16 protein-coding genes and 1 tRNA gene are annotated in these 20293 nt (G+C 60.1%); 12 read left to right on the top strand and 5 right to left on the bottom strand.

The features are described 5' to 3' along the window. Positions 1-4: 4 nt before the first annotated feature. The 3 genes from WC026_RS06800 to WC026_RS06790 all read left to right on the top strand — a co-directional run bounded on the left by WC026_RS06800 (position 5) and on the right by WC026_RS06790 (position 3175). On the top strand, positions 5-202 hold the full coding sequence (locus WC026_RS06800; RefSeq protein WP_372710075.1) for a helix-turn-helix domain-containing protein: 198 nt from the start codon (positions 5-7) through the stop codon (positions 200-202). A gap of 134 nt (positions 203-336) precedes the next feature. Continuing rightward, complete coding sequence (locus WC026_RS06795) at positions 337-2109, top strand: tyrosine-type recombinase/integrase (RefSeq protein ID WP_372710074.1); 1773 nt, start codon at positions 337-339, stop codon at positions 2107-2109. A gap of 1 nt (position 2110) precedes the next feature. After that, the gene (locus tag WC026_RS06790) at positions 2111-3175 is read left to right on the top strand and encodes a hypothetical protein (protein ID WP_372710073.1); all 1065 of its coding nucleotides are present in this window, start codon (positions 2111-2113) and stop codon (positions 3173-3175) included. On the opposite strand, the gene WC026_RS06785 is transcribed toward WC026_RS06790, so the two are convergent. Beyond that, positions 3140-3460, bottom strand: a complete 321-nt coding sequence (locus WC026_RS06785) for a hypothetical protein (RefSeq protein WP_372710072.1) — start codon at positions 3458-3460, stop codon at positions 3140-3142. The two genes, WC026_RS06790 and WC026_RS06785, sit on opposite strands and share 36 nt — an antisense overlap. Before the next feature lie 582 nt (positions 3461-4042). Between WC026_RS06785 and WC026_RS06780 the strand changes: the two genes are divergently transcribed. Beyond that, a complete protein-coding gene (locus WC026_RS06780; RefSeq protein WP_372710071.1) occupies positions 4043-6292 on the top strand; it encodes an AAA family ATPase in 2250 nt (749 codons plus the stop codon). Positions 6293-6446: 154 nt separating this feature from the next. Here WC026_RS06780 and WC026_RS06775 read toward each other — a convergent pair whose 3' ends face one another. Together WC026_RS06775 and WC026_RS06770 are read right to left on the bottom strand one after the other, a co-directional pair. Continuing rightward, positions 6447-7655, bottom strand: a complete 1209-nt coding sequence (locus WC026_RS06775) for a tyrosine-type recombinase/integrase (protein WP_372710070.1) — start codon at positions 7653-7655, stop codon at positions 6447-6449. Positions 7656-7856: 201 nt separating this feature from the next. Beyond that, positions 7857-7946 (bottom strand) — tRNA-Ser (locus WC026_RS06770). A gap of 151 nt (positions 7947-8097) precedes the next feature. On the opposite strand from WC026_RS06770, the gene WC026_RS06765 reads away from it, so the two are divergent. After that, positions 8098-8595, top strand: coding sequence for a hypothetical protein (locus WC026_RS06765; protein WP_372710069.1), 498 nt, complete (start codon positions 8098-8100; stop codon positions 8593-8595). A gap of 125 nt (positions 8596-8720) precedes the next feature. After that, a complete protein-coding gene (gene msrA / locus WC026_RS06760; protein WP_372710068.1) occupies positions 8721-9368 on the top strand; it encodes a peptide-methionine (S)-S-oxide reductase MsrA in 648 nt (215 codons plus the stop codon). A 41-nt stretch (positions 9369-9409) separates the two neighbouring features. On the opposite strand, the gene mepA is transcribed toward msrA, so the two are convergent. Further along, a complete protein-coding gene (gene mepA / locus WC026_RS06755; RefSeq protein WP_372710114.1) occupies positions 9410-10522 on the bottom strand; it encodes a penicillin-insensitive murein endopeptidase in 1113 nt (370 codons plus the stop codon). A gap of 614 nt (positions 10523-11136) precedes the next feature. Here mepA and WC026_RS06750 point away from each other — a divergent pair. Together WC026_RS06750 and WC026_RS06745 are read left to right on the top strand one after the other, a co-directional pair. After that, complete coding sequence (locus tag WC026_RS06750; protein ID WP_372710113.1) at positions 11137-11790, top strand: alpha/beta family hydrolase; 654 nt, start codon at positions 11137-11139, stop codon at positions 11788-11790. Between the two features lie 127 nt (positions 11791-11917). Then, the gene (locus WC026_RS06745) at positions 11918-13570 is read left to right on the top strand and encodes a lysine--tRNA ligase (RefSeq protein ID WP_372710067.1); all 1653 of its coding nucleotides are present in this window, start codon (positions 11918-11920) and stop codon (positions 13568-13570) included. 14 nt (positions 13571-13584) lie between these two features. Here WC026_RS06745 and WC026_RS06740 read toward each other — a convergent pair whose 3' ends face one another. Next, complete coding sequence (locus tag WC026_RS06740; protein ID WP_372710066.1) at positions 13585-15357, bottom strand: DUF262 domain-containing protein; 1773 nt, start codon at positions 15355-15357, stop codon at positions 13585-13587. Positions 15358-15552: 195 nt separating this feature from the next. Between WC026_RS06740 and WC026_RS06735 the strand changes: the two genes are divergently transcribed. Genes WC026_RS06735 through pdeM form a run of 4 tightly spaced genes read left to right on the top strand, consistent with a single transcriptional unit; the run spans position 15553 to position 20290 of the window. After that, positions 15553-15906, top strand: a complete 354-nt coding sequence (locus WC026_RS06735) for a DUF952 domain-containing protein (RefSeq protein ID WP_372710065.1) — start codon at positions 15553-15555, stop codon at positions 15904-15906. Next, positions 15900-16988: a quinone-dependent dihydroorotate dehydrogenase gene (locus tag WC026_RS06730; protein WP_372710064.1), complete on the top strand. Its 1089-nt coding sequence runs from the start codon at positions 15900-15902 to the stop codon at positions 16986-16988. Before WC026_RS06735 ends, WC026_RS06730 begins: the two co-directional genes overlap by 7 nt. Before the next feature lie 31 nt (positions 16989-17019). Further along, the gene (locus WC026_RS06725) at positions 17020-19602 is read left to right on the top strand and encodes a ligase-associated DNA damage response DEXH box helicase (RefSeq protein WP_372710112.1); all 2583 of its coding nucleotides are present in this window, start codon (positions 17020-17022) and stop codon (positions 19600-19602) included. Further along, entirely contained in the window at positions 19568-20290 is a 723-nt protein-coding gene (gene pdeM / locus WC026_RS06720) for a ligase-associated DNA damage response endonuclease PdeM (RefSeq protein ID WP_372710063.1), read from the top strand. Before WC026_RS06725 ends, pdeM begins: the two co-directional genes overlap by 35 nt. Positions 20291-20293 lie beyond the last annotated feature (3 nt).

The raw sequence follows: 20293 nt of genomic DNA, 5'->3' as shown, positions 1-20293 counted from the left end.
CCCTATGAAACAAACCGAGCCCACGAAAATCTCTCAATTGCTCACAGTCGATGAGGCGGCGAGCAGACTTCGATGCTCTCCTCGGCACGTCTGGCGACTGATGAGTCCCGAACGACGAGAGCTCGAACGCGTCGCAATCGGCGGCATGACCCGAACCACTGAACAGTCCGTGCAAAGGCTGATCGATAAGAACAAAAAGTAGTCCTTCCCTGTCGTTCGGTGGCAGCGGGTGTCGGAACGCTCGTGAACACATCAGGACAAAACAGGCAGTTTTTTCAGCCCACCTGTCTTCCCGAAATCGGGGTTGTGTCACCCCCAGTCATCACGAGGCGCGTAGTGTCTGATCGCAACCTCTCACGAGCTAACCCGATTTTCCGTCAGCCGATCCAAACATGCGCCGATCTTTTGGCGATGCTGGATGTCGATCCCATTCTAGGGGCGCGCAAAAAAGAAGCTCGTCGCTACGGAATTCGCTCGCTCTGCACGGGGCTGGGCAAGTTGCCTGAAAACGCCTCAATCGACGAACTCGAAAAGGCCTTGATCAATCTGACGCCAGAGAAGTGCGGCGTGTCCCATCGCACAATGGCGAATAACAAATCGTACGTGCGCCAATCTCTCTTTGCTTACCGCGCGGATCTGATCGATACCCGCAAGCTCCCGTGGTCGCCGGCTTGGTCGCATCTGTTCCAGACTGTGGCCGACAAGGATGTCGTAAAGGCGTGCGGTCGATTTGCTCGATGGGGAACTTCCCTTGGGATCGAACCTCTCGGCGTTGACCAAGCCGCCGCCGAAAACTTTCGCGATGAACTTGCCACGCGCATGCTCAGCACGAAATCCCGCGCGGCTTACGTCAGGCTTTGTCGCGGGTGGAATAAGGCCGCTGCTGAATATCCCGCAGTTTGGCCGCAGCTTCGCCTCGCTGCCGGTGACTTGCGCCGCTTTACCGTGCTCCCGCGCGCCCAAATCGACGTCAATTTTATTGCCGATCTTGAGAGCATGCTGTCGGCGTTCGGTACCCGGCTCAAAATGCCCAAGGGATTTCGGAAGCCTTACGAGTCGAGCACGCTGAATGAACTTCGCCGCATTTTGCTACGTCTTTATTCGGTCGGTCTCAACGTTTGTCCGCGCATCGCCAAGCTGTCTTCGCTGTCCGATCTGGTGCGCGTCGACGTCGCCGAAGCAATCATTGGCTTTTACCTCGAGATGTTTGGCGACGAGAACACGATGTCAGCTCACAAATACGCGCACTACCTCTACGTGGTGGCGAAGTACTGGGTTGGCCTTCCTCCGGCGCAGTTGGAGACCCTCACACAGTTTCGGTCGAGGACGCAGCCTAGGCATACCGGAATGACGGCAACAAACCGTTCGATGCTGCGTCAATTCGAGAATGATAATGATCGGGTCGGCCGTCTCCTCTTTCAAGGGGCCGCTGAATTGGCAAAATTCAATAAGATCAGACGACCAGGCATGCGAGACGCACTCGAGTTGCAGTCGGCTTTAGCGATCGAAATTCTGATTGCCGCGCCGGTTCGCCCACAGAACCTTTGCTCGATCTCGCTTACTCGCCATCTTGTTCGTCAGCGGGTAGGCAAGCGCGAAAGCATTCAGCTGGTCTTCCCGGCTGATGAGGTCAAGAACGACCTCGATCTCGAGTTCCGCTTACCTGAGCGCGTCACCAAGCTCCTACGCGTTTATGTCGACAAGGCGCTGCCACTCCTAGCGCAGGCTGGAAATAGCCATTTATTCCCAGGACTTGGGGTCAAACACAAATCTGCTTGTTACCTGTCTCAGCAAATCGCCAAGCGCACTCTTCGCGTTCTAAGATCAAGGGTAACAGGACACCGCTTCCGGCACCTCGTCGGGTTCCTCTATCTGAAGGACCATCCCACGGGCCATGAAGTAGTCCGCAAGTTCCTCGGCCACAAACGCATTGAAACGACAATTGCCTTCTACGCAGGCATGGAGCAGGCGGCCGCGATTGCTCTCTACGACGAACATATCGAAAACTTACGTCGGCGCTTTGTTGCGGCTCGCCCAGCTCGTGGCAAACGTTTTTCGAAGACGGTGGCTAGCAGTCCTACGGGCTTCCGACTTCGGGGAGGGCTCTAGCATGCCAGGACGTGGTCGCTTCAAGGATATCAACCAGTGGCCTGAGCCCGAGCGTACGCTATGGTCCCGTGGCCTCTCTGCAGCTAGCCGCCTGCAAGCAACGGGGCATGCCGCGCGGTGGAGGCCAGCTACCAAGCACAGCAAAAATCGGGGCCTAGGCACATTCCTTCATTGGCTTGATCTTACCGGCCAACTCATCGCGGGAGAAACTCCCGGAGAGCGTACGACGCCCGAGCGTATCGATGCCTACCGGACCTATCTCTCTGAATCTGTAGGAGAGGTCACTGTTGGTATACTGCTAAGTGGGCTTGAGCGCGGATTGAGCGTTGTCGCTCCCGGTCACGACGTGACCTATCTGAACAAAGTAATCGCGACCTACCCGAAGAAAGGCGATCCTCTAAAGAAGCGTGCACGCATGCAGAACCCTGCGGTTCTGCTGCAGCTCGGCTTGGACTTGATGGATGAATCGGAGTTGCAAAAACGAAAAAACAGGCACGATGCGATCCGCTTTCGCGACGGCCTTATGATCGGACTGCTCGCGTGTCGAACACCGCGCTTGAAAAATCTTACGGCAATTGACGTCCGCCGTCATCTGCACGTGAGCGATGCAGGTTGGTCGCTCGAGTTTCAGTCGTCCGAGACAAAAAACCATAAGCATTGGCTAAACTCGTGGCCCCAGATTCTCGACCAGCGTTTAGAGAGATACCTAGCGGTCTATCGGCCCATGCTCTGTGGAGATTACGATGGCGAGGCCCTTTGGATTTCGGATCGTTCTCAGCCCCTCACTGACAACGGCATCTATTACGCCGTCACCGGGCGTACGAAGGCCGCTTTCGGTCGAAGCGTCAATCCGCATCTCTTCCGAGATTGTGCCGCGACTTCGGTCGCTGTCCATTCTCCTGAGCATGTGGCCGTCGGATCTCACGTACTTGGGAACGGCTTCAAGACGTCTCAGACCTATTACAACCAGGCGCAATGCATCGAGGCGAGCCAACAGCTAAACGACGCTATGGAAAGCCGGCGACGGAGGTCACGAAAAAACTGTAGGAGAAACCACCGTCGATAAAATCGCCCCCTGCTGCATCACGACGCGCCGCTCATCAAGAAATCTAGTCCTGCGATAAGCAGCACGAACTTTATCGCAGTTCGCGTGAGCCAACGCAGCTTTAGCAACTTCGTCGCGCACGCCCTGTTCAGCTGCCCAGCCCTTGAATGACTTGAACACGTGCGGACTTCCGAACAGGTCGTTATCTCGCATGAACTTTGAGAGCGTGTTGTGGGAGACAGGTTTTCTGCGCGCAGTTGGAAGTACGACCGCCCCCTCATGCAGGAGGCGCTTGTCTTTCAACACACTCACCGCCTGCCGCAAGGGCGGCACGACATGCTGCTTACCCTGCTTCGTTCACCAACTTGTGGCAGCATCAAACCCTGGGATCGTCCACAACCCATTTCGACATCAATTTCTTGCCAAAGAGCGCTGCGTGCTTGGGCGGAAGCGACGCAGTCAAAATCAAAAATTCGAAGAGTAGTCGGCTAGCTGGCGCTGCCGCGCTAAGCGCCACTCAGGGGCGCAGTGGTGCTTTGTTTTCCGGTGTCCGGTGCCTAGCGGTTATCAACCTACGCAAGAGGCGGCGCAAGGCGGTTCGCCTCCACGTCTGCGCTCGTTGGAGCCGCGTCCGAGTTCTCGTTAGCGTCGTCAGGTCGCCTGCATGCGGATGTGTCGCCGCACTATCGCGTCCTCAACTAACCCGAATCCATGGGATTACCGGTCACGGACCGGTACGAGCGGCGTGCGATTTGCTATCGTTTTTCGAAAGATCGAGGGCCGCCCGAAACTGCCTGTTTGTATGTGGTACTGATCGGTTGCTGCGATCTTTGACCCGGGACACAATTCTGAAAAGGCGCATTTGTTGCGCACAGAGGGAGTGGGACGATGCTTCGGGCCATAAAGATTGCTGGTCAGGCGACGTACGCATCCGATGGGCAGCACCTTGATCCGTGCAAGCAGATCAACTTCATCTTTGGCACCAACGGCTCCGGCAAGACCACGATATCGCGCGTGATCGCCGATCCCGCCGCAAACCCCACTTGCGAACTGAGTTGGGCAAACGGCCGCGAACTGGAGCGGCTCGTCTATAATTCCGACTTCGTCGATAACAACTTTAAGTCGACCGTGAAGGGTATCTTTACGCTCGGTGAGGAGTCCGCCGAAACACTTGAGAATATCGACAAGGCAAAGGACACTCAGCATAAGCTCCAGGAGGGCCTGGCCAATCTTCAGAACAAACTCACCGGTGCTAACGGCGATGGCGGCGTGCTAGGCGATTTGAAGAAGCTACGTCGTGCATTCGAGGAGATGTGCTGGTCTATCAAGGGTCGGCATGAGGCTCATTTTCAAGAAGCTTTCGAGGGCCTGCGCAACTCAAAAGCAAGGTTTTGCGACCGGGTTCTGCTTGAGCAAGAGTACAACACGTCAGCGGCCTATGGTCTAGACGACCTCAAGACCCGGGCGAAGTCCGTATTCCAAAAAGGCCTCATCCATTTCAGCCGGATCGATGTACCGAGCTTCAGTGAACTTATTCAGCTTGAGGAAGCTCGAATCCTCGGCAAGCGGGTGGTCGGCAAGGAAGACGTCAACGTGTCCGCCCTTATCGAACGTCTGGGCAATAGCGACTGGGTTAAGCAGGGCCGTACCTACCTCGATCAGAGCGGCGGTACGTGCCCCTTTTGCCAGCAACAGCTGCAGAACAATCTTGCGCGCGACCTCAACGACTATTTCGACGAAAGCTTTGCACGGGACCTGACGGCCATTGAACGTCTTCAGTCGGCGTACGACTCTTATTCAGCGTCTCTCCTGAAACGGCTCGGCGAGGTCGCGGCGACGGAGGGCAGCCACCTTTCTGTTATGAACCTGGAGTCCAAGATCGACCGGCTCGCGCAACGGATCCAGCTGAACATGCAGTTGATCGCCCGTAAGAAGTCGGAGCCGAGCGCCATCGTCGCGCTTGCGAGCCTAGCAGACGTGGCTGCAGAGATCGTCGAACAGCTGAAAGCTGCTAACGTTCAGATCACCGGGCACAATGAACTGGTCGACAACATCGCGGCTGAACGCAAGCGGCTCATCGCAGAGGCTTGGCGCTACGTCCTGGACGAAAATAAAGCAGATATCGAGCGATATCTCGAAGACAAGGCCGTGCTCGACCGGAATGTCAGCAGCATAAATACTGCCATAGAAGTCAAGAAGGCACAGTTAGCCTCGGTCACAAGAGAAATAGCGGCGCTTGAACGTTCCATTACAAGCGTCGAACCCACGGTCACAGAGATCAATGCCATCCTTGCGTCGTTCGGGTTCACAAGCTTCAGGCTCGCCACGGCAGGCGACCTGGGTAGCCTCTACAAACTCGTGCGCCATGACGGCAGCGACGCGCTAAAGACCTTAAGCGAGGGGGAAAAAAGTTTTATCACTTTCCTCTACTTTTACCACTTGATCCGAGGCAGCGTGTCTTCGAGCGGCATGTCGGCCGACCGGGTCATTGTTTTCGACGATCCCGTCTCCAGCCTCGACAGCGACGTCCTCTTCATCGTGAGTACGCTTATTAAGCGGGTGCTCGAGGATGCCTGCGCCGGTAATAGCCTAGTGAAGCAGGTCTTCGTCCTGACGCACAACATCTACTTCCATAAGGAAGTGACTTACGACGCAAAGCGCCAGCACGGGTGCCGACTCCATGAGACTTTCTGGATCGTGCGCAAGCAGGAAAACGTGTCTCTCCTCGCGCACTACGATCACAACCCGATCAAAACGTCTTATGAGCTGTTATGGTCGCAGGTGCGTGATGCGGACCGCACTAACATCACCATTCAGAACACGCTCCGCCGCATTCTCGAGAGTTATTTCAAGCTTCTGGGCAATATGGATCGCGACGAGATCGTCGCCATGTTCGAAGGCCGCGACAAGCAGATCTGCGCATCACTCTTTTCGTGGGTGAATGATGGCTCGCATGCTGTCCACGACGATCTATACATTTCTGCTGACGGCAGCGTTGTGGAACGTTACCTCACGGTCTTCAAGCAGATCTTCGAAAAGACCAAGCACATGGGGCATTACTGTATGATGATGCGTACAGTTCCGGATGCTAGCTTCGGTGCGCCCCTGGCTGCTGAGGGTGCATCAGCCGCAGCATAGCTCGATGCCTCTCTGTCTCCGCCATCTTGTCGATATGAAGCTGTCCAAAAAGTAGTCGGCCACTATCAAACCATGAGCAATCGGAAATCATAATCAGTCGCACCTTCCAATGCGGAGCCTTCGATCTCCGGTTTGTGTAAAAGCACCTAAATAATTATTCAGCCCCAACGACGAAGCGGGCCCAGTCGTCCATCAAAGCCCGGCGTTCATCTAGAAACCGCGTTCTCAAATAGGCGGCGCGGATTTCATTGCGGTCGGAGTGAGCGAGCGCAGCTTCTGAGACCTCATCTCGAGTGCCGTGTTCTGCGGCCCAATCCTTAAAAGCTGACCTAAATCCGTGCGGCGTTCCGGCAACCGCACCAAGCCGCATCAGCTTCGAAAGTGTATTGTCTGATAGCGGCTCTCCATTCGCGCCGGCGAAAATCAGTTGAGATTGTGGACTGAGTTGGTTCATCTCTTCGAGCACACGTAGAGCCTGTTCAGACAGCGGCACGGTGTGAGTCTTCCGATTCTTCATTCGTCGACCAGTCTCGGCACTGAATCCTGGTATGCTCCACGTTTTTTGCCCGAAGTCTATTTCTTGCCAAAGCGCGCCGCGCGCTTCTCCAGATCGCGTGACGGTAAGGATAAGGAACTCGAAAAGTAGCCTTGTGGTCGGCGATGAAGAGCTTTTTCGCAGAGCCTGAAGGAATGTGGGGACCTCCTGCCAAGGCAACGCGGGGTGATGTTGAACGGTTCGACGAAGGCACCCGAGTTCTTGAGCCACTCCGATGCACGGGTTCGCCTTTTCTCGCGTACCACGCAGGATGGCGCTATCAAACGTCGCCTTCAGACGCTGTAAAACACGCCCGGCGGTCTCGGGCTTGCTAAACCAAATTGGCTTCATGATATCGATCACTTCACCAGCGGTAATCTCGGCGACCGGTCGCTTTCCGATGCTCGGTAACACGTAGTCGCGCATGGTGTTCTGCCATTGCTGGACGTGCTTGCCGTTGGAGAGATGCTGCTTTCGAACCGCGAAAAAATCCTCAAATGCTTGCGTGAAGGTTATGCCCCTGGCTCTCGAGATCCGCCGCTGTTCCTTCCGGATGTCGATTCCGTCCTTCGCGGCCAGCCGCATGGGCACGGCCTTTTTGCGAGCGTCATTCAAACTGACATCTGGCCAGACGCCGAGACCTCGCTCCACACGCCGACCGTTGATCGTCACGCGCAGCACCCAGCGCTTCGTGCCAACCGCTGTCAGGACCAGTCGAAGGCCGGCGCCGTCCTCATAAAGTCCGGGGATCTTCAGCTTTGCGACCTTGAGTGCGGTCAGCCGATTCGCTGTTCGCAGTCGGTGCTTGCTTTCGCCGTCGAGCGGCATGTGCCCTCCGATCAGCCACCCTCATAATCACCCTAAAATCTATTCATTGCCTGTCATCGGCAGGCACGGGCAGGCGGTAAATCCGAGTTTATGACGGCCGCAGATGCTGGGCAAGTTGCTTTAAAGAAGAGAAAAAATGTCTTCGCAGGCGCCGCCTGGCGCATACTGACTGGAGCGAAATGCTACCTCCCCCGACGGTCTTGGCGGAGAGAGTGGGATTCGAACCCACGAGACCCTTACGAGCCTACACGCGTTCCAGGCGTGCGCCTTCAACCACTCGGCCATCTCTCCGCGTCGCAATTGCGAGGCGGCGCGCACTATACGCATCGAGGCTCCGAGCGCAACGTGCAACGGACCGGTATTCGTGCTCTCTGGCCTGTGTCTCTTGACCGCGCTCCCGCCCAGCCGCAAAAAAGCGCGGGTAACCAAGCAAACGGGCTCCATGACCAGTTCGCAGCTTCTCAAAACGCTCGCCGTTTTATCCATTTCCTGTGTTGCTGCTGCCGCTTGGCTATGGCACTCGACGGGCGAGCCGCCGAATCACTGGCTGTTCCGCATCGCGGAGATGGCCTTCTTCGCGGCCTTGATCATCGCCATCGTGAGCCCTGACACGCGGCCCCGCATGCTGATGCGCTTTCTGGCAGCTCTGTTCGCGCTTTTTGCCCTGATCTCATTTGCCTCCGACATTTCTCGCCCGGCCATCGACGGCCAAGGTCCGGGCGCTATGTCGTTGCTGCAGCATATGCAGACGCTTGCCCCGACGTTCGTCGCCGCGCTCCAGCGATCGATCGAGAACGCGACCGGCGCGTTCGTCTGGGACCCTCTCCTTACGTCAATTCTGTCCCTGCCGGCCTGGCTGCTTTTCCTGGCATTTGCCATCGGGGCCGGATTCCTCGGGCGGCCGAGGCGTCGCGTCCGCATATTCGTCAACGACTACTGATAGGATCGGCACGTCTCGCTGTGCCGCATCGGGCCGGCGGCAGAATTGTCCCAGCGCCGCAACGTTCCCGCTCCTGACGACGTATACTAGCCGCAACACCCCAAAAAAGAATAAGGAGCAAATCCATGTTCGCCAAAAGTCGCGCCGCTATGCCGACGCCGGAAACCGCCCTGCGCGGCCGGTCGACGCCGATCCTGCCCGCATCCGCCGAGCATTATCTATTTTCACGACCGCTGCACGGCCCCTATCCTGATGGCTTCGAGACCGCGATCTTCGGTCTCGGCTGCTTCTGGGGCGCGGAGCGTCTGTTCTGGCAGCTCGGCGACGGCATCTGGATCACCGCCGTCGGTTACGCCGGGGGATACACCGAGAACCCGACCTACGAGGAGGTCTGCTCCGGACACAGCGGCCACACCGAGGTTGTCGTCGTCGTGTACGACCCCAAGGTGCTGCCCTACGAGCACCTGCTGAAGACGTTCTGGGAAGCCCATGACCCGACACAGGGCTTTCGCCAGGGCAACGATGTCGGCACGCAGTACCGCTCGGCGATCTACACGACGACTCCCGCGCAGCTCGAAGCGGCCCGCGCGGCCGAGCAGACCTATGCCAAAGCCATCGCCGCGAAAGGCTATGGCCCGATCACGACCGAAATCAAAAGTGCTGGTCCGATATATCTCGCTGAGGACTATCACCAGCAATATCTGGCGAAGGTCCCGCATGGATATTGCGGCCTGGCCGGAACTGGCGTCGCGTGCCCGTCACCGCACGCTTAAACTTTACGAAATCACTGACGACGAACCCGCCGCCGGGATGATCACTTCGTCTCGGCGGTGGTCGTCTTTTTGACATGGGGACGGAGCGCCGGATGCGCCGCGGCCGCCGATGCCGGAACGATGGCGAGACCGGCCGACCTTGCGAACGCCGCGCGCGCCGCAGCCGCTTTCGCCAGCACCTGGTGAACCGTGACCTTCGTCATCAGCGCTTCCTTGGGAACCGGCACCGGGTCTGGGTTAGCAGCCAGCAAGGCACGACATTCGGGTGGCAGGTCCGCCAGCATGATCGGAGGCGCTGGTGGCCGCACGCTGACGCTGGCTGGCGGCTTTGGGACCGGCGGTGACGTCGACGGCTTCGCCGGTATGACTTTCGCCAGCCACTGATCGACTTCTTTACCGCACCCGTCATCGCCCGTCGGCGGAGGCTGTGGTTTGCACCCGGCAAAGTCGGCCGGACATTTGATGCGCATATGGAAATGGTAATAGTGCCCGTAGAACGGCCGCACCTTGCCGAGCCATTGCCGATCCGTACCGGCGGCGGTGCACAGCGCCTTCTTGATCGCCGGATGCACGAAGATGCGTTCGACTTCCGGATACGACGCGGCGCGCTTGATCAGCGAGACTTGCTTGTCCGTGAAGACTTTCGGATCAACCGCGACACCAGTATCGTCGAGCATCGACGTCGCGTTCAGCGTCTCGCGCTCCTTCCGCGTCAGCCGCCGCTTCGGCATCGGCGTCAGCCAAATATCGGCATCGAGACCAACCTGATGGCTCGCATGCCCCGTGATCATCGGACCGCCGCGCGGCTGCGCGATATCACCAACGAGAAGCCCCGGCCAGCCATCCTGGTCCTGCGCCTCGCCGGCAAATCTCTTGATCAGCGAGATGAGCTGCGGATGCCCCCAGTTTCGATTGCGTGACAGCCGCATCTCTTGCCACGTTGGCCCATCGATCGGCAGAGCCTCGGCACCCGAGAGGCAGCCGCGAGAATAATAGCCGATCGCCCGCGCAGCCAGCGGCGCCGGCTTTTTGACGACACCGAATAGCTGTTTCGCGCCAACGAATTCCGGCCACTTCGGCGCGCCACCGCCCGCTTTCAGACTTGCCGTGATCGACGTGCTTGTCCCGGCGATCGGCTCCGTCGTGAGCGTGATCGATCTTGCTGTCGAATTGCCCTGCGCAGGAGCGGCATCCTTGCCTGCATCCTGGGAAGCAGAGTTGTTGCTGTCAGGCTCCGTGCCGCCACCCCCCTCTGCATCAGACGAGCCGTCGGCCGACTGCGTCAGCAGACCGTTGCCGGGAGCGAACGCGGGGAGATTGTGGTCGCCGCTCGCGGGCACCGATTTCGGATCAGGGCTCGATTTCGGCGCAGCAGGCTGCCCGCCGTTGGCCCGCGCCTGCGGGTCCGGCTGCAACGGCCCGGCAAAACTGGCGGTAACCGGCGACAGGCCATCGGCCCCGACCAGGAATATCCCAGCCAAGCCTAGCGCAAAAAACAGCGCGAATAGCCTCACGGCCCTCATGCTCGATCCCGCTTTTGCGAAAGACGAGTCCCCTTATACTCCATAGTCGGGCAAAAATCCGACCCGCGATCCTCAAACGCCGCGAAGCCGGTCGCGCGTGACCCAAAAGCCGGTCTGGCAGGTTGAAAAGCCACTCCGATGATTTGACTCGCTAAGAGAAAACTTCGCCGTGCAATGGACAACGGTGTTCAATTTCCGAAGTTCCCTCGCTATGAAGCGTGGCAGCATAAACGAAAGGACTCGATCTGACATTCTCGCTTGAAACCGGCCCCGCCGACGCCCGCGATCGCCTCATCCTCGCGCACGGCGCGGGAGCAAGCATCGAGTCTCCTTTTTTCGCGAGCATCATGGACTTGCTGGCGGCGCGCAACATCGCGACGACGGGCTTTGAGTTTGCCTACATGGCTGCCCGGCGCACCGGCCGTTCGAAGCGCCCGCCGCCCAAAGCCGAAGCACTGACGGCGGAATATCGCGACGCTGTTCGCTCTCTGACGAAAAACCGGAAGAAGCCGTCGAAACCAGTCATCGGCGGCAAATCCTTGGGCGGAAGGGTCGCGAGCCTGATCGCCGACGAACTTTATGCTGCCGGAGAAATCTCCGGCCTCGTCTGCCTCGGATATCCCTTCCATCCACCGCACCTGCCGGAAAAGCTGCGCACGGCCCATCTCGAAACGCTCGAATGTCCAACGCTGATCATCCAGGGCGAACGCGACCCGTTTGGAAGCCGCGCCGAAGTCGAGGCTTTGCCGCTATCAAAAAACATCAAGCTGGTCTGGATGAACGATGGCGACCACGATTTCGGCCCGCGCGGGCGTTCGGGCTTCACGCGCAAAGGCAATCTTGCTCAAGCGGCGGATGCTGTTGCGGCATTTGTCTCGAGCCTCCCGCAGCCGCGTTGACGCGATCTCCCGTGCAACCTACGGTGCCTGCCATCTACGATATCCGGCCGGACACGCTCACATTTCGCCGCCCGGATACGGCTCGCCTCCCTCACGCCATCTCACAAAACAAAGATAGCCGCCGCAAATGACCTCCCTTGCCTTCACCGACGCACAAGCCGCCGCCAGCGAAGCCTCGAAGGCTTGGCCGTTCGAAGAAGCCCGGCGCTTGATCAAGCGGTTGGAACGGCTTCCAGGCGGCGCTGAAAAGACGGTCCTGTTCGAAACCGGATACGGCCCCTCGGGCCTGCCGCATATCGGCACCTTCGGCGAGGTCGCCCGCACGACGATGGTCCGTCACGCATTCGAGCTTCTGACCGATGGCAAGCGCAAGACGCGGCTGCTGTGCTTTTCCGACGACATGGACGGCATGCGCAAGATTCCGGACACCGTACCGGACAAGAAGGCGCTCGAGCCCTATATCCAGATGCCGCTGACCAAGGTGCCCGATCCCTTCGGCGGCAAGTATCCGAGCTTCGGCGACCACAACAACGCGATGCTCCGCCGCTTCCTCGACACCTTCGGCTTCGACTACGAATTCGCGAGCGCCACCGAATACTATAAGGCCGGCCGCTTCGACGAAATTCTCCTCCGTGCTGTCGAGCGCTACGACGACATCATGGCCGTGATGCTGCCGACCCTCGGCGCCGAACGGCAGGTGAGCTATAGCCCGTTTCTCCCCATCTCGCCGATTAGCGGCCGCGTGCTGTACGTGCCGATGAAGGAAGTCGACGCCAAGGCCGGCACGATCACCTTCGCCGACGAGGACGGCCGTGACGTGACACTCCCCGTCACGGGCGGCCACGTGAAGCTGCAATGGAAACCCGATTTCGGCATGCGGTGGGCCGCACTCGGCGTCGACTTCGAAATGTTCGGCAAGGATCACCAGACAAACGCACCGATCTACGATCGGATTTGCGAAATCTTGGGCGGCGTCGCACCCCAGCATTACGTGTACGAACTCTTCCTCGACGACAACGGCGAGAAGATCTCGAAGTCCAAGGGCAACGGCATCACCATCGACCAGTGGCTGACCTACGCCTCGCCCGAAAGCCTGGCGCTGTTCATGTTCCAGAAACCGAGAAGCGCCAAGAAGCTCTATTTCGACGTCATCCCGCGCGCCGTCGACGAATACCTGCAGTTCCTCTCGGCCTATCCGAAGCAGGACGGCAAGCAGCAGCTCGACAATCCCGTCTGGCACATCCACGCGGGCCAACCGCCAAAACCCGAGCTGCCGATCACCTTCGGCCTGCTCTTGAACCTCGTGTCGGTCTCACACGCCCACAGCAAGGACGTGCTCTGGGGCTTTCTTGCGCGCTATGCGCCGGGCGCAACGCCTGAGAACAATCCGATCCTCGATCGGCTCGCGGGATATGCGATCCGCTACTACGAGGACTTCGTCAAACCGACAAAGAAATTCCGCGCGCCCGACGACGTCGAAACCGCTGCCCTGCAAAGCCTCGACGCCACGCTTGCGGCGCTCCCGGCGGACTCCGACGGCGACAAAATACAGAATGCGCTGCTCGATGTCGGCCGTGCCATCCCCCGCTATCAAGACCCGGCGAAGCTCAGCCCAAGCGGCGGTCCCGGCGTCAAGCTCGACTGGTTCCAGGCCATCTACGAAATCCTGCTGGGACAGGAGCGCGGGCCACGGCTCGGAACGTTCGTCGCATTGTATGGAATACCGGAAACGCGCACCCTTATTGCCAAAGCGTTGAGCGGCTCTCTCGCAACCGCTTGAACGCCTCGCCCAAATCAAGCGGCGGGCGGCATCGGCTTCTTCTGGTCTTCAACCGGCACGACATTACGCGCAGCCGGACGTTGCGACTTGATGTCGATCCGCCAAATCTTTTCTATGAGATCGATCAGTCGCTGCTCGCGCGCTTCGATCTCGGGGCGCCGCCAGTCGCGCTCGCCAAGCACATCGCGCGTCACGGCAAGGAGCGGCGCCTTGCCCACGGACATCGTGCCGTAGATGTCCTTCTTTTCCGCCCATGACGCGTTGCGCGCTCTGTCGTTCTCTTGCTGCGTAATGAGAACGAGATTGCCGAGACAATCGACGAGCTCCGCGCGCCCTTCCGCGCTCGGAACGCTCTGTCGCCACGCGCTCGACGCCGAGGGGCGCTGCGGCAGGACATGCTCGATCGTATAGAGATCGGGATCGACCACGGTCGCGGTATCACCCATCTCATCACTCAAGCGCATCAGCAGCAGACGGCAGACTTTTGGGTTGCGCTTGTGAAGGTCCCTGAGGTGGAAAGCGATGCTGCGGACTTCATCGCGCGACATTTGCAAAACCGGATGCGTCTCGTCGATCAGCTCTTCTGAACGAATGACCTTGATCAGCTCGGCAAAGCGCCGCGTGCGCTTGCCCGATCCTGCGCACAACATCCGCGTCAGCATGGCCAGCCGCTCGATCTCCGCCAGCAGAAACGCCGCGCGGCCCGGATCGCGCTTCCATTGCTTGAGCGCGAGAATAGCGGCGGGCGCCCAGTCGGCGTCGGGCAGGCGGTTCAAATACCGGAGCAGTCGCTGCATATCGCCGGGAAGCACGCCTTCGCCGTCGTTTCGCACCAGCGCGTAGGCCTTGGCGTAAGGAACGAAGACGTCCTTGAAAAATGCTTCCGATCCGCCGGCATCCCGAATCACGCGCCGCACGCCGGTGACGATCGGCAACCGCCCATATCCAAAAATCGTCCGGAGATGCCCGAAGAACGGCTCGAAGTCCTCGCCCATCGCGAGGCTCATGTCATCCCACATCCGCGCAGCCCAGCCGACGTCCCCCGTCGTCATCCGGCTCAGAATGTCCGATTTCAGAATGTCGTCGCGTTGCAGCTTCTTGCCGCGTTCGTTCAGAACGACGAACATCTGGTGCGACCGGTCGATGTCGGTTCCGACGATGACGACTACATAGCAGCGATCGGCGATAAAATCGGCAAGGTCCTTGCGCGCCGATCTCGGCATCTCGGCCAATACCGCTCGAAAACGATCCCGGACGTCGATGAGCGTCGCTTCCGCATGCGAAATCGGCAGAACATCCGGCGGCAAAACCGAATTTCCCGGACGCAAAATGTTGTTTTCGAAGACCGCGCGCTCACGCCCCGCCAGATGCAGCCGGAACCGCTCGGTGCGGCGAAATCTCGATCCTTGCTGCGCCAGAAGCATGCTCTGGACCCGTTTGACGATTGACGTTCGCTGAGCGACTTCAAGATCACGCAGCACCGCCAGCAAAGTCATCAGCGTGACGAGGCGCTGCTGCCCGTCGATGACGCCGAATTCGCGCTGCGCCATCCTCGGCGACAGCTTGGTCGTCTGAACGTCCGGCGCATCCATCAGTACGACGGCACCGAGAAAGTAGTCGCGATTGGGCACGCCTTCGAAACCGAGGCCCGCGGCTTCCATCAAATCGTCGAGCAGTTGTTCGGCTTGTTCACGGCCCCATGAATATGGGCGTTGAAAAATCGGAATATTGAGAAGATAGGGCCCGGAAAGAAGCTCGGAAATACTGAGAGATGCCGTTGGATACACGGAGACTTCGACCTTTTCGCATGGCGCGCACGAGGCCCGGACCTTGATCCTGCGTGTTCACGTGTCGCCCCATTCGCCAAATCCGGTTGTGCAGATATCCGATCGTGATACCAACGATCGGGAAACATCGCTACTACCGTCCACGTCACAAAATATGGTGCCGGTGACACAGCCCGTCAAAGTACAGCCTATCGAATGAGACAGATCGTCTACAAAATCGCAACAGTCATTGATTGGCGGCAAGCCGCCGCGAGCGGATTTTACGCCGGTTCCGCCGACGATGTCCGCGATGGCTTCATTCATCTCTCGTCAAAATCACAACTGGCCGGAACCTTAGAAAAACATTTCAGGGGCAAGACGGGCCTCGTTCTCGTAGCATTCGAAGAAGATAAGCTTGCCCCAGACCTCAAATGGGAAACGTCCCGGGGCGGCGAGCTTTTCCCGCATTTATACGCCAGCCTCCCAGTCGCCAACGCGTTGTGGGAGCGCACGTTGGACACCGCCCCGGCAGGCACGCCTCTTATTCAGGACGAATGGTTCGCATGCTGAACACGCTTTATCGGTTCGCGCGGCCGGCCCTGTTCGCCCTCGATCCGGAAGACGCGCACGAAGCGACGATCAAAGCCCTCGAACGCGGCCTTCATCCGCGACAGATCGGCGCCGACGATCCCGTGCTACGGCAAACGGTGTTCGGTCTTGAATTTCCGAACCCTGTCGGTGTGGCGGCGGGCTACGATAAAGATGCGCGCGCCGCTGACGGCGTGCTTGCAATGGGGTGCGGCTTCGCCGAGATCGGAACAGTGACGCCGCGACCGCAACCGGGAAATCCAAAGCCGCGTATCTTCCGGCTCGTCGGTGATCACGCATTGATCAACAGCCTCGGCTTCAACAACGGCGGCCACGCCGCTGCGCTGACGCGGCTCGAAGCGCGCAAGGGCAAGGCAGGAATCGTCGGCGTCAACATCGGAGCCAACAAGGACAGCGCCGACCGGCCGGGCGATTACGCGCAAGGCATCGAGACGTTCTCCGCGGTCGCAAGTTACTTCACAGTCAACATTTCATCGCCTAACACTCCGGGATTGCGCGATCTGCAAGCTCCGGCAGCACTCGACGAACTGTTGTCGCGCATCATGGAGGCACGAGCCCGCACGGTCTCTCAAGGCGCCCCACGACGCCCGATCATCGTTAAAATCGCACCCGACATCGCACAAGACGACATTCAGCCGATTTGCGACCGCTTGATCGCGCACGCCGTCGACGGCATTGCCATATCGAACACGACGCTTGCCCGCGCCGGATTGACGGACGCCCACGCAACGAAATCCGGGGGACTATCCGGCCGCCCGCTGTTCCGCCGCTCGACCACCATGCTCGCCCGTGTCTTCGAAGCGACCGGCGGCAGAGTTCCGCTGATCGGCATCGGCGGCATCGACAGCGGCGAGACGGCGCTCGAAAAAATCGAGGCCGGTGCCACATTGCTGCAGCTCTATACCGGCCTGGTCTATGCCGGACCCGGCCTCATCGGCGAAATCAAATCATACTTATCGCGCGAGGTGCGCCGCCGCGGATATTCGGACCTCAGCGCCGCGCGCGGCACAAAAGCCAAACAATGGGCCGCCTTACCGTTGTAAACCGAGGCTCGCGGTTCCACCTCGGAGCATGATGCTCACGAAGCCAAAAAAACCCGGACGCAAGCGGCAGGCACCTGCGCCAATAGCGCCAGCGTTGCCCGCCGAAATCGCCGCGTGGTTTTCGCGCCGTGGCTGGCAACCGCGTGCGCATCAGTTGGCACTTCTTGAGGCGGCGCGACAACGGCAATCCACTCTGCTGATCGCACCGACCGGCGCGGGCAAAACGCTGGCTGGATTTCTGCCGAGCCTCGTTGCGCTCGGCGGCGAAAAACGCCCGCGATCCGGCGCCGGTCTTTTCACGCTCTACATCTCGCCGCTGAAAGCGTTAGCAACCGACGTCGAACGCAACCTGATCGAGCCCATCGCCGAAATGGGCCTCAAAATCCGCACCGAAACGCGGACCGGCGACACGTCCATCGCCCGCCGCCAGCGCCAGCGCGTCAAACCTCCGCAGATCATGCTGACGACGCCGGAGCAGGTCGCGCTACTCCTCAGCCACCCTGACGCATCGCATCTGTTCGCCGATCTCGACACGGTCATCCTCGACGAATTGCACGCGCTTGCGCCGTCAAAACGCGGCGATCTTCTGGCACTGGATCTGGCGAGGCTCCGCACGCTCGCACCGAATATGCGGACCGTCGGGCTGTCCGCGACCGTCGCGCGGCCGAGCGAGCTTCGCGGCTATCTCGTTCCGCAGACCGATCCCGACACCGTGACGCTGCTCTCCGATCTCGTCACCGTCGAAGGCGGCGCTAAGCCCGAGATCAGCATCCTCGAGGTCGAGGATGAAATCCCATGGTCCGGACATACCGCGCGCTACGCGATGCACGAGGTCTACGACGCGATCCGCTCCCACAAGCTGACGCTCGTCTTCGTCAACGCGCGCCTGCAGGCTGAGGTCGCGTTCCAGGAACTATGGCGCATCAACGACGACAACCTGCCGATCGGCCTGCATCACGGTTCCCTCGAAGCGCCCCAGCGCCGCAAGGTCGAGGCCGCAATGGCGGCGGGAAAGCTGCGCGCCGTCGTCGCGACATCGACACTCGATCTCGGCATCGACTGGGGCGACGTCGATCTCGTCATTCACCTCGGCGCACCGAAAGGCGCGAGCCGCTTCCTGCAGCGCATCGGCCGCTCCAATCATCGCATGGACGAGCCCTCACGCGGCCTTCTCGTTCCGGGCAACCGCTTCGAGGTGCTCGAATGCCGGGCGGCGCAGCAGGCCGCCGAGGAAGGGGCGCAGGACGCCGTTCTCTCGCGCTCCGGAACCCTTGATGTCCTCGCGCAGCATATTCTCGGCATGGCCTGCGAGGCGCCGTTCGATCCCGATGCGCTTTTTTCCGAGGTGCGCTCCGCGCTCCCCTACGCAGGGCTAACCCGCCATCAATTCGATCGTACCGTCGAATTCGTCTCCACCGGCGGCTACGCGCTGAAATCCTACGAGCGCTTTGCGAAACTGCGACCCGAGCCCGATGGCAAGCTCCGCGTCGCCAATCCGCGCGTCGCGCAGCAATATCGCCTGAACGTCGGAACGATCGTCGACTCACCGATGCTGAAGGTCCGTCTCGTCTCCGCACGCCGCGCCAAAAGCCGGACGAACTTCGGCGGCCGTGTGCTCGGCGAGGTCGACGAATATTTCGCGGAACAGTTGCCGCCGGGCGCGACCTTCGTCTTCGCGGGCGAAGTCCTTCGTTTCGAAGGCATGCGGGATACCGAGGTTTTCGTATCGCGCGCGGCCTCCGAAGATCCGATGGTGCCGAGTTATGGCGGCAACAAATTCCCTCTCTCGACGCATCTCGCCGCGCGCGTCAGAGCCATGCTCGCCAATCCCGCGGCCTGGCCCAGCTTGCCCCCGGCAGTTGGCAACTGGCTGACGCTGCAAAGCGAACGCTCCGTGCTTCCCGCAACCGACGAAGTGCTCATCGAAACGTTTCCGCGCGCCGGCCGGCATTTTCTTGTGACGTATCCGTTCGAGGGCCGCCTCGCACATCAGACCCTCGGCATGCTGCTGACGCGGCGGCTCGACCGCGCCGGCCTGCATCCGCTCGGCTTTGTCGCCAACGACTACGCGCTCGGCCTTTGGACGCACGGCGATCTCTCCGCGCAGATCGCCGACGGCCGCCTGTCGCTTGCTGATCTCTTCGATGAGGACATGCTCGGCGACGACCTCGACGCCTGGCTCGCCGAAAGCAACCTGATGAAGCGGACGTTCCGCCTCTCCGCCGTCATCGCCGGGCTGATCGAGCGGCGGCACCCTGGAAAGGTCAAATCCGGGCGCCAGGTGACGATGTCGACCGACCTCATCTATGACGTCCTGCGCCGCCACGATCCCGGCCATCTTTTGCTCGAAGCAGCCTGGGCCGACGCGGCGACGGGATTGCTGGACATCCGGCGTCTCGGCGACTTTCTTGCCCGCATCAAGAACCGAATCAGGCATCAATCTTTATCGCGCGTGTCGCCGCTGTCTGTTCCGGTGCTGCTCGAGATCGGCCGCGAGGCCGTCGCTGGCCACGCTCGTGACGCATTGCTGCGCGAAGCCGCCGAAGCGCTCGCCGAAGAGGCGATGGGGACATCTGAGAATGGGCATTCTGAAGCCGGAACGCATCGGACTTGACGACTTCGCGGATCAACCCGTTTCGATCTGCGGCAAGGCGTTTCTCGCGCACAAGTCCGGCGCGCTGTACTGGCCGTCGGAACGCGCGCTGATCATCGCGGATCTGCATCTCGAAAAGGGTTCGGCCTTCGCGGCGCGCGGCCAGATGCTGCCGCCTTACGACACGCGCGAGACCTTGATGAAACTCGCCGCGATGATCGACCGCTACAATCCTGAAACGGTCATCGCCCTGGGCGACAGCCTGCACGATCCGGACGGCGCGGCGCGCATGGACCGAAACGACGTCGAGAGCCTGCACATGCTGCAGGAAGATCGCGACTGGATCTGGATCACCGGCAATCACGATCCGAAGATCGATCGCATGCTTGCGGGCTACGTCATGCCGGAAATCGTCGTCGAAGGTATCTCGCTTCGCCACGAGCCGCGCCCCGGCGCCGTGACGCACGAAATTGCCGGACATTTCCATCCTGCCGCCCGGCTCGTCATGCACGGTACGTCGCTCCGCCGCCCATGCTTCGTCGGAAACGGACTGCGGCTCGTCATGCCTGCGTTCGGAGCTTACACCGGCGGGCTCAACATTCTCGATCTCGCGTTCGAGCCGCTGTTCGGTCTGGACGGCGTTGCCGTATGGATGCTCGGGCACGAAGGATTGTATCCCGTCGCCCCGCGCCTGTTGCGCGACGACTGACCG

This window comes from Hyphomicrobium sp. (assembly GCF_041674905.1).
GTDB lineage: Bacteria > Pseudomonadota > Alphaproteobacteria > Rhizobiales > Hyphomicrobiaceae > Hyphomicrobium_B.
This window is presented reverse-complemented; position numbering and strand designations above follow the sequence as displayed.

What these genes read in the sequence shown, in the direction of transcription:
- WC026_RS06800 (WP_372710075.1), top strand. Translation starts at nt 5, where the DNA reads ATGAAACAAACCGAGCCCACGAAAATCTCTCAATTGCTCACAGTCGAT.
- WC026_RS06790 (WP_372710073.1), top strand. Translation starts at nt 2,111, where the DNA reads ATGCCAGGACGTGGTCGCTTCAAGGATATCAACCAGTGGCCTGAGCCC.
- WC026_RS06780 (WP_372710071.1), top strand. Translation starts at nt 4,043, where the DNA reads ATGCTTCGGGCCATAAAGATTGCTGGTCAGGCGACGTACGCATCCGAT.
- WC026_RS06775 (WP_372710070.1), bottom strand. Translation starts at nt 7,655, where the DNA reads ATGCCGCTCGACGGCGAAAGCAAGCACCGACTGCGAACAGCGAATCGG.
- WC026_RS06765 (WP_372710069.1), top strand. Translation starts at nt 8,098, where the DNA reads ATGACCAGTTCGCAGCTTCTCAAAACGCTCGCCGTTTTATCCATTTCC.
- msrA (WP_372710068.1), top strand. Translation starts at nt 8,721, where the DNA reads ATGTTCGCCAAAAGTCGCGCCGCTATGCCGACGCCGGAAACCGCCCTG.
- WC026_RS06745 (WP_372710067.1), top strand. Translation starts at nt 11,918, where the DNA reads ATGACCTCCCTTGCCTTCACCGACGCACAAGCCGCCGCCAGCGAAGCC.
- WC026_RS06735 (WP_372710065.1), top strand. Translation starts at nt 15,553, where the DNA reads ATGAGACAGATCGTCTACAAAATCGCAACAGTCATTGATTGGCGGCAA.
- WC026_RS06730 (WP_372710064.1), top strand. Translation starts at nt 15,900, where the DNA reads ATGCTGAACACGCTTTATCGGTTCGCGCGGCCGGCCCTGTTCGCCCTC.
- WC026_RS06725 (WP_372710112.1), top strand. Translation starts at nt 17,020, where the DNA reads ATGCTCACGAAGCCAAAAAAACCCGGACGCAAGCGGCAGGCACCTGCG.
- pdeM (WP_372710063.1), top strand. Translation starts at nt 19,568, where the DNA reads ATGGGCATTCTGAAGCCGGAACGCATCGGACTTGACGACTTCGCGGAT.